Genomic DNA, 14612 nt, shown 5'->3' on the forward strand with positions numbered 1-14612 from the left:
AATATAATTATAACTTTTTTATAAAACAGGGCAGTCTTTTAATTAGAAACTATCTTCTCCGTTAACGCATTATATAAAACAATAGCCTCTGTCTCATTCTTTCTTTCTATCGCTCTATAAATATTCCAATAGTCGCTTTTTTCTTCAACCATAAAACTATACTGCAATGAAGAAAAATAATCGCTAGCAATACTCCAAATGCGGTACAGTAAATAGTTTTGCGTTTTCTCTACAATTTTGGCAAAGAAAATCTGATGAAATTGCGGAGCAGGGAAGCTGTCGTCTGACAACAAATCCTTTAATTCCTGCAATGCACCTTCCGAACTATGTTCACATAAAAGACGAAGAGCATCTTTTTCAAGCAAAAGCTTAGTTTGCAGCAAATCCTTCTTTGTCTTCTCATCTTGCAGCAAAAACGTTCCGATCAATTTCACAAGTCCATGCTCATAAAAGTTTTTAACAAAAGTTCCTTCACCGCGTCGAGTTTCAATTAAACCGAGCAGTTCCAACGCTCTGAGCGCTTCTCGTACGGAAGATCGTCCTACTGCGAGCCGGGAGCTTAGCTCCCGTTCAGACGGCAGTTTGTCTCCCGCCTCTAAGGCATCTTCCGTAATGATTGCGCGAATCTTATTTACTATCTCAAGATATACTTTCGTTTGTGTATCCGTCAACGAGCATTCCTCACTTATCTTATCTGATAGTCGCTAACCTTCTTGTCTTTTCAGCTACTTCATTCGGGTCTACCTGACGGCGAGCTACTCCTGTTTCCATCGCTGCTCTTGCTACGTAAGCGGCTACTTGCGGAGCCACACGAGCATCAAATGGAGCTGGAATAATGTAATCTGAACTTAATTCCGCTTCTGTTACAAGCTCTGCAATTGCTTGTACAGCAGCCACTTTCATTTCTTCATTAATCTGTGTTGCATGAACATCCAATGCACCGCGGAAAATACCAGGAAAGGCCAATACGTTGTTTACTTGGTTCGGGAAGTCAGAACGCCCTGTACCTACTACTGCTGCTCCCGCTTCCTTTGCATCTGCCGGCATAATTTCCGGATTTGGATTTGCCATGGCAAAGATAATTGCATTTTCATTCATAGAACGAACCATATCCTTCGTCAATGCACCTTCTACAGAAACGCCGATAAAGACATCTGCTCCCTTAATTACATCTTCAAGAGTGCCTTCTGCTCTGCTTCTGTTTGTATACTTTGCAACTTCATCTTTCACTGCATTCATTCCTGTAGGTCTTCCTTCAAAAATTGCACCTTTTGTATCACACATAATAATATCTCGAACACCATAGCGGTATAAAAGCTTGATGATTGCAATACCTGCTGCACCAGCTCCATTTGCTACCACTTTTATTTCAGACATTTTTTTACCGACAATTTTCAATGCATTTACAAGACCTGCTACCGTTACAATCGCTGTACCATGTTGATCATCATGGAATATAGGAATATTTGTTTCTTTTTTCAAGCGTTCTTCAATAATAAAACAGCTCGGAGCTGCGATATCCTCAAGATTCACGCCGCCAAACGTCGGTTCCAACAGCTTTACAGTTTCAACAATCTTGTCTACATCATTTGTTTTTAATGCAAGAGGAAACGCATCTACTCCTGCAAAGCTTTTAAATAATACTGCTTTCCCTTCCATAACAGGAAGTGATGCTTCAGGACCGATGTTCCCTAATCCAAGAACCGCGGTTCCATCTGTTACAACGGCTACCATATTGCCTTTCATTGTATATTCGTATACTTTGCTTTTATCATCATAAATAACCTTACAAGGTTCAGCTACTCCAGGAGAATAAGCAAGGCTCAAATCTCTCGCATTTTCAACCGCAACCTTGGAGACAGTTTCCAATTTCCCTTGATTTACTCGATGCATATGAAGCGCTTCTTCACGAAGTGTTGACAAATCATTCACTCTCCTACAACTTTCTCATGCTACATTCTTGTTCAAATAAGTGGTCTGACCACATAAGCTATTATTACTATATAAAGAATGCAGAAAAAAGTCTATCTTATTTTTAATACAACATTTTCCTCTCCTGCTAACTCTTTTAAGTTTTGTAAGCAATTATCCACAGGATGAATAGAAAATCCCCGCGCTAATTGTACCATTTTATGCTCTTTTTCATAATAAATATATACTGCGGCATAACCAGGATATTGAAATAAGGTTTTGGTAATTGTACTTATAAGCATTTTATCGTTCTCTGAAGGCAATTTTATATAAACAGACTTGGCTTTATCTGTTTCATATTCTTCTGCTTTGTCCAAAGCATATATACCATTTACAATAAATTGGGAAGTATCATTTCTCCTAGTCACAGTTCCCTCTATTAAAGCAACTTTTCCTTCTGCCACCAAAGAGAAATTAGAAAGATAGCTGTCTGGAAATAATACAGCTTCCATTTCAGTACTTTCATCACAAATTGTAAGGAACGCCATCTTTTGCATTTTTTTTGTCCGAATAATCCGACACCCGCTAATATAAACAATCGCCCTTGCAAATTTTGGCTTATGCTCCACAGCTTCTGCTAAAGAAGGCATTCTGAGTTCCTTTGCAAGCGGACGATATACACTTGTCGGATAGCTTGAAAGATACAGTCCTAATGCTTCCTTTTCCAACGTAAGCTGTTCAAGAGAACCAAGTTCCTCCATTTTCACATAATTCGGCTTTGGGATGATATCGTCTAAAAACATATCGATTTGTCCAGACTCATCCGGTCTTACAAGCTCTGCATATTCCAAAGCAGCATCAATACTGGCCAGCAGCGACGCTCGGTTTTCACCAAATTCATCGAAGCACCCTCCAGAAATAAGAGCTTCTAATGTACGTCTATTCATGGATTTAGGAGGAATACGGACACAAAAATCAAATAAGTCAGTAAACCGTTTTTTATTCCGTTCTTCTATAATGTCTTTCACTGTCGCCATTCCAATACTACGAATAGCTAAAAGTCCATAGCGAATTTTTCCCCCTTCTACCGTAAATCGGTATCCGCTTTTTAAAATAGACGGCGGCAATACTGAAATCCCTTTTCGCTGCGTTTCTCGAATATAGGACGCAACTTTATCTTCATTTCCCACTGCACTTGAAAGCAGTGCTGCAGCAAATTCAGTTGGATAGTTTGCTTTTAAATAAGCTAGCTGATATGCAATCATACTATAAGCAACTGCATGACTGCGGTTGAATCCATAATTTGCAAAACGCACAATTAAATCATATACGTCATGAGCAGTTTTTTCATTATAGCCCTTATGTAAACAGCCTGTAACAAAATGAGCTCGTTCACTGTCGAGTACTTCTTTATCCTTTTTGCTTACCGCCCTTCGAAGCATATCAGCTTCTCCAAGAGAAAATCCTGCCATCACTGAAGCGATTTGCATAATTTGCTCTTGATAGACAATCACACCATATGTTTTCTGTAAAATAGGTTTTAAATCAGGATGCGGGTAAGTAATAGGACGTTTGTTATGCTTCGATTCTATATAGAGTGGTATCTGCTCCATTGGTCCTGGACGGTACAAAGCGTTAACTGCCACTATATCTTCAAATTCCGTCGGCTTCAGCTCCATTAATACCTTTCTCATCCCAGCTGATTCAAACTGGAAGACACCTGTTGTATCTCCGTTACACATCAAAGCAAAAGTATTTGCATCATCAAGCGGGACCTTGCGAAGATTCTGTTTCTCTTTTATCGAATTTCGAACAGTTTCCAGTAACGTTAAATTGCGGAGTCCGAGGAAATCCATCTTCAGCATACCAAGCTCTTCTAATACTTCAGCAGGATACTGGGTAAGAAAGACATCTTGATGACCTTCTTGAATCGGTGCTATATCCGTAAGCGGAGACCTACTCATAATAACCCCAGCTGCATGGATAGAAGTATGACGCGGCAAGCCTTCCACTTTTCTTGCGATTTGAAAAACTTGTTCGTACAAAGGACTATATTCCACATGCTCCCTTAGCAAGACTGATTCATCATACGCCTCCTGCAATGTAATCCCAATGCGAGATGGGATTAATCTAGCGAATGTATCCAGCTCCCTTTGAGACAAACCCATAACCCTTCCTGTATCCCGAATTGCAGCCTTGGCTGCTAAAGTACCGAATGTTACAATTTGTGCCGCATGCAATTGACCGTACTTATTGACGACATATTGTATGACTTCATCTCGGCGGATATCTGGAAAATCAATATCAATATCTGGCATAGTAATACGCTCTGGGTTTAAGAATCGTTCAAACAACAGATCATACTGCAGCGGGTCAATATCCGTAATCTCCAATACATAAGAAACAAGAGATCCAGCCGCCGATCCACGACCTGGCCCTGTTAGGATACGATGCTCATGCGCATACTTCATAAAATCCCATACAATAAGAAAATAATCACTGAATTTCATCCGCGTAATTATATCCAGCTCATGCTGTAATCTTCGCAAGTGTATCTCCTTTACTTCCCCGTACCTCTTCTGTAACCCTTCCTTACAAATACGTTCTAAAAACTCTTCTGAAGTTTCTTCCGTAGGAACAGGGTACTTAGGAAGCTGACTCTGACCGAATGGAATGTCTACATTGCATAAGCTTGCAATCTTTTGACTATTTTCTAGAGCTTCTGGTAAATAGTCAAATAGTTCCTCCATTTCTTCAGTCGTTTTTAGGTAATACTGGTCTGTATGTAAACGAGGACGTTGCACATCTGACAGCTTAGTTCCCTGCCCGATAGATAACAAACATTCGTGAACAAGAGCATCTTCCTTCTGAATATAACGAACATCATTTGTTACCGTAAGCGGTATGTTCAGTTGCTCACTCAGCTTAAGCAATTTTGCATTAATCAAGCGCTCTTCTTTGATCAAATGATTTTGCAAATTCAAATAAAACTCTGGAAACATCTGCTGGTATTGTTTCACATAGCTTGCGGCCTCTTCATCCTTATTCGAAAGCAGCAGCTGTTCAATCTCTCCTTCCATTCCGGGAGTAACAGCAATAATCTCTTCCGCATAACGAGCAAGCCATTTTTTAGGAATGCCTTGCTTTGACTTTGTTGCTATACTGCTGGAAATTTTAATTAAGTTTCGATATCCCGTATAGTTTTTTGCCAGCAAAATAAGCGGATATGCCTTCTCCTCTTCTTCATTCCAAACAGAAGCTGTAAGTCCAATAATCGGCTTGACCCCTTCTTTCTTACACATCTTATAAAAAGGAAGGACCCCATACATCACGTTCTCATCAGTAACAGCAAGCGCTTGAAATCCAAGCCTCTTAGCTTGCTTTACAAGCGATTCAATACTGCAGGTACTGCTGAGCAAACTGAATGCCGTGCGCACTTGCAGATGTACAAAACTCATGGTTCTCCCCCCTTAGTCTTTTATCTCGTTCCTTCATTATATTTGATAAAACTGCAGTAAATCAAAACATACCACCTGTTGTTTGTCCATATATATGTAATAGAGAGGGTGATTCAAGTGGAGGTTAAACAAGGTTTTTTGTCGCTGCTTATCACAAGCTATTTTGTTGCATTCGGAGTGATGCTTGGCGGCTCGTTAATCGGTGGTATCGGCTCCTTTGTAGCAGGCGAGCCTCCTTTAACTGCCATCAGGCGGCTTTCTAACACTTTACGCATTTGGGCGCTGATAGCTGCGATTGGGGGGACATTTGATACTTTTTACAGCTTTGAACGCGGCATTTATCAAGGGGAAACTCGGGATATTATTAAGCAGATTGTACTTATTTTATTTGCCATGGGCGGGACACAAACAGGGTTGATTATCATTAAATGGTTGACACAGGAGCATGTGTAAATGCGTATTCCACCACTGTATAAATCAAAAAGTTGGCAATTATTGTTTGGCGGAGCCGCTATCGGCTCCATTATTAGCTGGGGTATTTTCCTTCACGTTTACGGAGAGCTACGAGAAAAACAAGCCAAAACAATCATTGAACAAAAACAGGAGATTGAGCAACTAGAGCATGATTTACAAATTTGGAAAGATGAAGAAAAAAAACGTAACAATCAAATGAAGCGCACATTAACGATTCAGGATATTAAAATTAAAATCATTAATCATGAACAATATGACCTAGATGAATTAGCAGTCTATAGCCTCACTGCAGCAATACGCGGAGATTTACGGAATCTATTAAAAGAAAATATTCAGGGAGTAGCTAGAAATAAAGAACTTCTCAAAAAAGTGATTGAAAATAAAACATACGAACGTGACAACAGAACATATCAATTTAAAGTCGACACAATCTACTTTGATACTGTCCTTGAAATCACTTTGAAAATTCAGCAAAAAAAATGAGTGGAATTTTTGTTTCACCGATATATGTAGGGGAGCTTTATGGCGATATCTTCGGTGGGGCCTCCCATATAACCCTAGTTATGAAGAAAGCAGAGTTTTCTCTGCTTTTTTTATATTTCCTCCTCTTTTTACAAATACTAGCTTTATCTTTGAACATATACATGGGGAGGATATAGATTTGAAATGGCAATCGATTTTTATTGCTTCTCTGATTATTATGCTTATACGTAGCCCTTCCGCTTCTTTTGCTGAAAAAGGAGGAGATGCAAAGGTGAAACTGCGCTTGCTGGAAACTACGGATTTACACATGTTTTTAGCAAACTATAACTACTATCAAATGAAAACCGATAACACAGTCGGTCTCGTGAAAACAGCGAGTCTTATTAAACAAGCACGAAAAGAGGTAAAAAACACGCTTTTATTTGATAACGGTGACTTTCTTCAAGGCAATCCTTTGGGAGATTATATAGCAAAGACTCCAAGCGTGAGAGTTCACCCGGCTATCCGTGCCTTTAATTTACTGAATTATGACTCCATTACTCTTGGAAACCATGAATTTAATTATGGCCTGCCTTTTTTAAATCGCGTACTCAGCCAAGCAAAAATGCCTATCATTAATGCAAACATTTACTATCCAGACAGTAACAAGCACTACTATCAGCCATACGTTATTTTAAAACGTATGCTCGAAGATGCAATGGGTACAAAACATTTGATAAAAATCGGGGTCATTGGCTTTGTTCCTCCACAAATCACTCAATGGGATAAAGAACATTTATACGGAAAAGTGGAAACACGTTCCATCGTGGAAACAGCTAAACAATACGTTCCCATCATGAAACAGCAAGGGGCTGATGTTATTATAGCTCTAGCACACAGCGGAATTAGCAATGAGCGGTACAAACCAGGCTTGGAAAATACGGCTAATTTTTTAACGCGAGTGGACGGCATTGATGTTGTGTTCGCGGGGCATGCTCATAGATTATTTCCTAGCCCATCCTATGCTGCTGAAAAGCATGTAAATATAAAGAATGGTACCATAAATGGAAAACCGGTTGTGATGGCTGGAAGCTTTGGAAGCCACCTTGGGGTAATTGACTTGGATTTAACTTATAAGCAGAGCAAATGGACAATAACAGATGCAAAAGCATCACTTCGGCCAATTGCTGATGATAAAGGAAATACACTTACCGAAACAAACCAAGCGCTCTTTAATGCTATTAAACCAGAACATGAAGCCACTATTGCATACATAAATCAGCCAGTAGGAAAAACACGTGCACCCATCCATAGCTTTTTCGCACTAGTGCAAGATGATTCCTCTATTCAAATTGTAGCAAACGCACAAAGATGGTATGTAAATCAAGCATTGCAGGATAAAACATTTAACAAATATAAAGGGATTCCTATTTTATCAGCAAGTGCACCATTTAAAGCCGGCGGCCGCGGCGGTGCAAGCTATTACACTGATATTGAGGCAGGAACGCTAACAATTAAGGATATAGCAGATATATATGCTTATCCAAATACTCTTCAAGCTGTTCTTATAAACGGAAAGCAGCTAAAAGAATGGCTGGAAATGAGTGCTGGACAATTTGAGCAGATAGATCCATCTACAAAAGGGGAACAAAATCTCATTAATCCTAACTTTCGTTCTTATAATTTTGATGTAATTGATGGTGTACAGTATCAAATCGACGTTACACAGCCGGCAAAATACGACTATAAGGAACAGCTTATCCATCAGAAAACAAGTCGAATTATTAATCTGACATACAAAGGGAAACCGGTTACATCTCACCAAAAATTCATCGTCGCAACAAATAATTACCGAGCAAACAGCCATACCTTCCCTGGGGTAAGTAAAGGAGCCGTCATCTTGCAAACGCCTGATGAAATACGGCAAATTCTTATGGACTATATCAGCCAACTGCAGACAATCAATCTAAGTGCCGATAATAACTGGTCACTTGCATCCGTTTACGGAAATGCCATACCGATTTTTTACTCTTCATCGAAAGCTCAAAAATATGCAAATTCACTCAACAATATTACATATTTAGGGCCATCTTCTGCAGGCTTTGCCAAGTATTCACTTAACTTGAAGAAGAGCTAAGATTTCACTAGCATGGAAATTACTTGCTGTTCATTCAAAAAAGGGGTACGGGAAATATCCCGTGCCCCTTTTTTATCCTTTACATATTTCCTTTAAGTCTGCAATCAAGCTGTCTGCTTCTTCCCATGAATATACAGAGGCGCCAGAAGCCATAGGGTGGCCGCCGCCATTATATTTCATCGCCAATCGATTAATGACAGGCCCCTTCGAACGCAAGCGAACACGAATAACATCCTGCTCTTCTAAAAACAGCACCCATGCTTTTAAACCTTCAATATTCCCTAATGTACCGACAACTGCAGATGCTTCCCTTGTCGTTACATCAAACTGTTTCAAGATTTCCTTTGTAATTTTCACATAGGCTGCGCCTTCTTCCGATATCTCGACATTTTGTAAAATATAACCGTTCAATCGAGCAACGCGAATATTAGTCTTATACATCTCATTATAAAGTTCTGGAAAAGAGATTCCCGTTTCTACAAGCTGTGCGGCATATGAAAATGTCTTGGAGGTTGTACTCGGAAATAAAAAGCGTCCTGTATCTCCAATAATACCAGCAAAAATAAGACGCGCTGCCTCTCGTGAAAGAACAAGCCCCTTATCCTGCCCGTATAAATATAATTCATAAATCAGTTCGCTTGTTGAGCTTGAAGTAGTATCCACCCAAACGATATCACCATAAGGCTCTTCATTCGGATGATGATCAATTTTAATAAGTTTCTTGCCGGTTTTATAGCGTTGGTCGCACACTCTTTCTTGATTTGCCGTATCACAGACAATCACAAGCGCATCTTCATATACGCTATCATCAATTTGATCCATTAGGCGTAAATAAGACAGTGATTCATCATTTTCCCCTACTACATAAATTTCTTTATCTGGATAGGATTCTTGTAAAATCGCACCTAAACCACATTGAGAACCTAATGCATCCGGGTCTGGACGAACATGGCGGTGAATGATGATTGTACTAAATTGTTGAATTGCCTCTAGTATACTTTGTTTCATACAGTTTTCTCCTTTTCTGGAACTCTTCTTTTTTTCATTATATACGAAAAGTTGTCTGATATAAGTGGAATTGTGTCGAAAGAATCGTTAGAATAGTAGATAGATTAGACAAAATGGGGGAAAGTAAACATGTTAGTATTGGTGTCACTTATTCTAATTTCACTGATTTTATATGTGTTTTATAAAGCAAAATATTTTCGTACACATCGTCCGATGGAAAAAGGCTGGGTAGCCGGAAAGTCTTCTATGGCGCTTGGAGCGTTCATAGGGTTTTATGGGCTAAACCAATTAGCAGCGTATTCATCCTCAAAGGTAAGCCTGTTTGTCGGTATCGTCTTTTTATTATTTGGTGCACTGCACGTTTATAAAGGAATTCGTCAATATAAACATTTTTTACCTTTAGCTGTCGAAGAAGCTGAAAATACTAAGTAAAAAAGCTTGGCTTGCTCCTGTCTCTTCAGGTGCCGGCCAAGCTTTTTTATTTCTCCTCTTAACTTCATTACCGGTCGATTAATTGTACCATCAACAATGCTTTTCCAACCACGTTTCCTTCTTGATACACTTCCACATCTACTTTTCCAAACTTTCGTCCAGTTTCTAATACCTTCGGCTGTACTTCAATCACAGTGTCAATTTGAACAGGCTTAACAAAGTAAATCGTTATATTCTCGACTATCAAATCTCCTTTTTTATGAGAACGAAGTACGCGATTGCTTGCTTCTGTTACGATTGTTGTGAATACCCCGTAAGACAGCGTACCGATGGAATTTGTCATTTGAGGAGTAACAGAAAAACGATAGCTATTTTCAAGTTTCGCTTCCCTACTGTCGATAAATTGGTTTGTCACAATATCTTCAATCGTTTCTCCGACTTGCGGCTGACGCTGAATCATCTGCAAGGCTTGCAGCACATCCTGACGGCTGATAATCCCTTGAAGCTTGTTATTGTCATCCACAACCGGCAAAACTTCAATTCCTTCCCATACCATCATGCGGGCAGCAGAAGCCACAGAGATTTTCCCACTTGCTGTAATTGGGTTTTTTGTCATAATCTTTTCAACCGGTGTTGTTTTAGACACACCGATAATATCCTTAGCTGTAATAATACCCGCTACTTTCAAGTTTTCATCTAAAACAGGATAGCGTCCATGCATCGTTTCTTGGCTATATTCATGCCATTTCGCTACTTGGTCCTTTACTGTTAAATAGACGGTTTTCTCTAAAGGCGTCAGCACATCTTCCACAAGAACAATTTCTTTTTTTATTAACTGATCATAGATTGCCCGGTTAATCATTGTTGCAACAGTAAATGTGTCATAGCTGCTTGAAATGATTGGAAGCTGTAATTCATCTGCAAGCTTTTTAACATACTCATCTGTGTCAAAGCCTCCTGTGATTAACACAGCTGCTCCCGCTTCTAACGCAAGTTCATGTGCTTTTACACGGTTTCCAACAATCAGCAAGTTTCCTGCTTCTGTATAGCGCATCATTGCTTCTAGCTTCATAGCCCCGATAACAAACTTATTTAGCGTTTTATGTAAACCTTCGCGTCCCCCAAGTACTTGTCCATCTACAATGTTAACGATCTCTGCATAAGTGAGCTTCTCAATATTTTCTTTTTTCTTTGTTTCAATGCGAATCGTTCCCACACGTTCGATTGTACTGACATACCCTTTGTTTTCAGCATCTTTGATCGCACGATAAGCTGTTCCTTCACTTACATTTAAATCCTTTGCGATTTGCCGCACAGAGATCTTATGTCCAATCGGTAAACTATTAATATGTTCTAATATTTGATTATGCTTTGTAGCCAAACAGCTTCACCATACCTTCAATTTCTTTCTTTATTTTAATCTGTCTTTAACCAGTATACTACAAAATGAAAACTGTTACACTGAAAGGACGGAAAACTGTATTAGTATTTTTAAAACAACTATCTTAAGTTTAACAAAAAAGGAAAATGCTCTGTACCGGCATCTTCCTTTTGTCTATCGAATATATCACCAACAATGAACAGTTACGTCTGTTTGCTTTTTCAATGATAAAACATGAATTTTGCATATGGATATGACTATAATTCAACAGCCTCACCCGGAGCCAGCACTCTTCCTACATTGTGTGGTAATAGACTGACAAACTGCTCTGGATCTTGTTTGATAGGTGGGAATGTATTGTAATGAATGGGTACAACGATTTTTGCTTTCAGCCACTCTGCAGCCAATGCCGCATCTGCCGGCCCCATTGTAAAATTATCACCAATTGGTAAAAATGCAACTGTAATGTCGTTGCGAGAACCGATAAGCTGCATATCAGAAAACAATCCCGTATCTCCAGCATGATAAACAGTTTGTCCTTCGGCCTTAAAAAGAATTCCTGCCGGCATACCAGTATATGTAATCGTTTTTGTTTCTTCATCAATATAGCTTGATCCATGGAACGCTTGTGTGAATTTAACGGTACCAAAATCAAATTGATGTGATCCGCCAATATGCATTGCATGTGTTTTCACACCTTGCCAGCTTAAAAGGGTTGCCAATTCGAATGGAGCTACAACAACAGCATCATTACGCTTTGCCAGCTCTACAGTGTCACCAACATGATCACCGTGACCGTGTGTTAATAAAATAGCGTCTACTTTCAATTCTTCTGCTTTTAAATCTGACAGCTCATTTCCTGTAATAAATGGGTCAATGATAATGGTTTTTCCGTTCGTTTCGATTTTTACTACTGAATGGCCATGATAAGAAACTTTCACGATGGTTCCCTCCTGATTTAAAATAGTCCACATACTCCATTCTATACGAAGCTGCATTTTCCTTCCTTCAAGATAAAGGCAAGAGATTTGCAACAAACGTTTTCTAAGAGTAAAGTATAACTATAACTACCACGAGAGGTGATTTAGATGCATCAACGATTAGAAAAACTTACACACTGGTTAAAGGAAAACGATATTCAAGCAGCATTCCTTTCCTCAACACCTAGCGTATTTTATATGAGTCAATTTCATTGTGAGCCGCATGAGCGCTTGCTTGGTTTATTTGTATTTCAAGAAGCAGAGCCGCTTTTAGTTTGTCCGAAAATGGAAGAAGCAGCGGCTAAGAAAACATGGAAATATGATATTCTTGGTTATACAGATACAGATAATACATGGGACATGATTGGAAAGGCTTTGCAAGCTCGCGGGATTAAAGGGCATTCCATCGCGATTGAAAAGGAACATCTAAATGTTGAGCGCTATGAGTATCTGCGTTCTTTATTTCCAGAAGCTTCGTTTATTTCAGCAGAATCTCAAATCAATGAGCTGCGCTTAGTTAAAGATGAACAAGAATTAACGATTCTTCGTCAAGCCGCATCTATGGCAGATTTTGCAATAGAAATTGGTGTAAATGAAATTGCAGAGGGCAAAACTGAACTAGAAATTTTAGCGACCATCGAGAACGAAATAAAGAAAAAAGGTATTAACAAAATGTCCTTTGACACTATGGTCTTAACAGGTGCAAACTCTGCATTACCTCATGGTGTACCTGGCCTCAATCGTATTGAATCAGGTGATTTTGTTCTCTTTGACTTAGGAGTCGTAATTGACGGATATTGCTCAGACATTACACGTACTGTGGCTTTCCGCAGTGTGAATGAGGAGCAACAACGTATTTATGATACTGTTCTTGCAGGTCAGTTAAAAGCAATTGAAGCCTGTAAGCCTGGTGTAGCAATTGCAGAAATCGATAAGGCAGCACGTTCTACTATCGCAGATGCTGGCTATGGCCAATACTTCCCGCACCGTCTTGGTCACGGTTTGGGCATCAGTGTTCACGAATACCCATCAATTACAGATGTAAATGAAACTCCTTTGAAAGAAGGTATGGTCTTCACTATTGAACCTGGTATTTATGTACCAAATGTCGGCGGTGTTCGTATTGAAGACGATATATATGTAACAAAAGATGGGGTAGAAATTTTAACAAAATTCCCAAAAGAATTGCAGCTTATTAAGTAACACGATATTTCACAACAGAGGCAGATTCCGAACCAACGGGACTTCAGCCTCTGTTTTTTTGTGTGATACGTTATCTGATTTCAATAAGCCAAATTGATACTGTTTGGAGTTGATTCATCTCTTTTCCCCAACTATCCATTTACAAATAGAATCAAAGACTGCATATAGAATGAAGAAATAAATTATCAGTACAGAAAATATGGTGTTAGCCTCATCTGTAGAAAGTGCTAAGGCAGGAATAAAAGACAATGCTTTAAAGAAATAGAAGCTATACGCAATTGGAAGTAAAATAAAGGAAAGAAGAAAAAAGAAGAGATGCGGATGTTCTGTTTTAGAGGTTATCTTTGAAAAAAAAGCACAAATAAGAATGTAAGGGCCCATCAGTATCGCTGCTATACGAAGAATAACAAAAAACTCATCCCATTCCAGCGGATTATTGTATTCTGGTGTAACCAAAGCAGAAAAAATATAAAATAGACCCGCAACTCCTGTAAGGAAACTTAGAACAGCACTTATCCATCGACCCAATTGAATCACCTTCCGCCTGTTTTTGTTTCCATACTATGTCCTCCCCTAGTAAAAAATGTAAAATATTACACTTAAAAGAATCCCGTTTTTAAAGAAAGTTATCCCCAGCATTAGTGAAATGTGAATTAACATATATGAATACGCGATAACTAAAAAAGGCATCTCGATTCGAGACACCTTTTTCTTTCAAATAATTAAGACATCATGGGCATTTTATCAAGTAAGTCTGAAGCATTCGCATATGCTAAATCATGCGCTTCTGCAACAGCTTGATACGTTACATAACCGTCTAATGTGTTGATTCCTTTTAGTAATGCTGTGTTGTCTAAGCATGCTTGCTTATAGCCTTTGTTTGCAATTTGCACTGCGTAAGGCACTGTCACGTTTGTCAGCGCGATTGTAGAGGTACGAGGTACTGCACCCGGCATATTCGCTACTGCATAGTGAACCACACCGTGCTTATCATACGTTGGCTCATCGTGTGTTGTGATACGGTCTGTCGTTTCAAAAATTCCGCCTTGGTCGATAGCGATATCTACTACTACAGAGCCCGGCTCCATCGATTGAATCATTTCTTCCGTTACTAGCTTCGGCGCTTTTGCACCTGGAATTAACACTGCACCAATTACTAAGTCAGA

At 39.2% G+C, this 14612-nt stretch carries 12 protein-coding genes and 1 pseudogene; 5 read left to right on the forward strand and 8 right to left on the reverse strand.

The genetic code is table 11. The features are described 5' to 3' along the window. Window positions 1-38 precede the first annotated feature (38 nt). From J7Q84_RS12995 to dnaE, 3 genes are all read right to left on the reverse strand, one after another. On the reverse strand, window positions 39-671 hold the full coding sequence (locus tag J7Q84_RS12995; protein ID WP_209094995.1) for a FadR/GntR family transcriptional regulator: 633 nt from the start codon (window positions 669-671) through the stop codon (window positions 39-41). A 19-nt stretch (window positions 672-690) separates the two neighbouring features. Further along, the gene (gene ystJ / locus J7Q84_RS13000) at window positions 691-1893 is read right to left on the reverse strand and encodes an NADP-dependent malic enzyme (RefSeq protein ID WP_209095014.1); all 1203 of its coding nucleotides are present in this window, start codon (window positions 1891-1893) and stop codon (window positions 691-693) included. Between the two features lie 131 nt (window positions 1894-2024). Then, complete coding sequence (gene dnaE, locus J7Q84_RS13005) at window positions 2025-5369, reverse strand: DNA polymerase III subunit alpha (RefSeq protein WP_209094996.1); 3345 nt, start codon at window positions 5367-5369, stop codon at window positions 2025-2027. Window positions 5370-5429: 60 nt separating this feature from the next. On the opposite strand from dnaE, the gene ytrH reads away from it, so the two are divergent. The 3 genes from ytrH (at window position 5430) to J7Q84_RS13020 (ending at window position 8442) form a co-directional block, all read left to right on the forward strand. Beyond that, a complete protein-coding gene (ytrH, locus tag J7Q84_RS13010) occupies window positions 5430-5822 on the forward strand; it encodes a sporulation membrane protein YtrH (protein WP_348519853.1) in 393 nt (130 codons plus the stop codon). Continuing rightward, window positions 5823-6326 carry a sporulation membrane protein YtrI gene (gene ytrI / locus J7Q84_RS13015; protein ID WP_209094997.1) on the forward strand — a complete coding sequence of 168 codons (504 nt, stop codon included), beginning with the start codon at window positions 5823-5825 and terminating at the stop codon, window positions 6324-6326. 178 nt (window positions 6327-6504) lie between these two features. Then, entirely contained in the window at window positions 6505-8442 is a 1938-nt protein-coding gene (locus tag J7Q84_RS13020; protein ID WP_209094998.1) for a bifunctional 2',3'-cyclic-nucleotide 2'-phosphodiesterase/3'-nucleotidase, read from the forward strand. Window positions 8443-8514: 72 nt separating this feature from the next. On the opposite strand, the gene J7Q84_RS13025 is transcribed toward J7Q84_RS13020, so the two are convergent. After that, a complete protein-coding gene (locus J7Q84_RS13025; protein WP_209094999.1) occupies window positions 8515-9450 on the reverse strand; it encodes a DHH family phosphoesterase in 936 nt (311 codons plus the stop codon). A gap of 129 nt (window positions 9451-9579) precedes the next feature. Between J7Q84_RS13025 and J7Q84_RS13030 the strand changes: the two genes are divergently transcribed. After that, on the forward strand, window positions 9580-9882 hold the full coding sequence (locus J7Q84_RS13030; RefSeq protein ID WP_209095000.1) for a YtpI family protein: 303 nt from the start codon (window positions 9580-9582) through the stop codon (window positions 9880-9882). Window positions 9883-9949: 67 nt separating this feature from the next. Here the strand turns inward: J7Q84_RS13030 and J7Q84_RS13035 are convergent, their stop codons facing one another. Then, window positions 9950-11263 (reverse strand): DRTGG domain-containing protein, encoded by a 1314-nt coding sequence (locus J7Q84_RS13035; RefSeq protein ID WP_209095001.1) that lies wholly within the window; start codon window positions 11261-11263, stop codon window positions 9950-9952. A gap of 257 nt (window positions 11264-11520) precedes the next feature. Further along, entirely contained in the window at window positions 11521-12204 is a 684-nt protein-coding gene (locus J7Q84_RS13040) for a metal-dependent hydrolase (protein ID WP_209095002.1), read from the reverse strand. A 147-nt stretch (window positions 12205-12351) separates the two neighbouring features. Between J7Q84_RS13040 and J7Q84_RS13045 the strand changes: the two genes are divergently transcribed. Further along, complete coding sequence (locus J7Q84_RS13045) at window positions 12352-13446, forward strand: M24 family metallopeptidase (protein ID WP_209095003.1); 1095 nt, start codon at window positions 12352-12354, stop codon at window positions 13444-13446. Between the two features lie 114 nt (window positions 13447-13560). Here the strand turns inward: J7Q84_RS13045 and J7Q84_RS13050 are convergent, their stop codons facing one another. Together J7Q84_RS13050 and J7Q84_RS13055 are read right to left on the reverse strand one after the other, a co-directional pair. Continuing rightward, window positions 13561-13974 (reverse strand): hypothetical protein, encoded by a 414-nt coding sequence (locus J7Q84_RS13050; protein WP_209095004.1) that lies wholly within the window; start codon window positions 13972-13974, stop codon window positions 13561-13563. 194 nt (window positions 13975-14168) lie between these two features. After that, a pseudogene (locus J7Q84_RS13055) lies at window positions 14169-14612 on the reverse strand (alanine dehydrogenase); the annotation flags it as partial.

Origin of the sequence: Bacillus sp. 165 (genome assembly GCF_017742235.1) — a bacterium.
Taxonomy (GTDB): Bacteria; Bacillota; Bacilli; order Bacillales; family Bacillaceae_G; genus JAGHKQ01.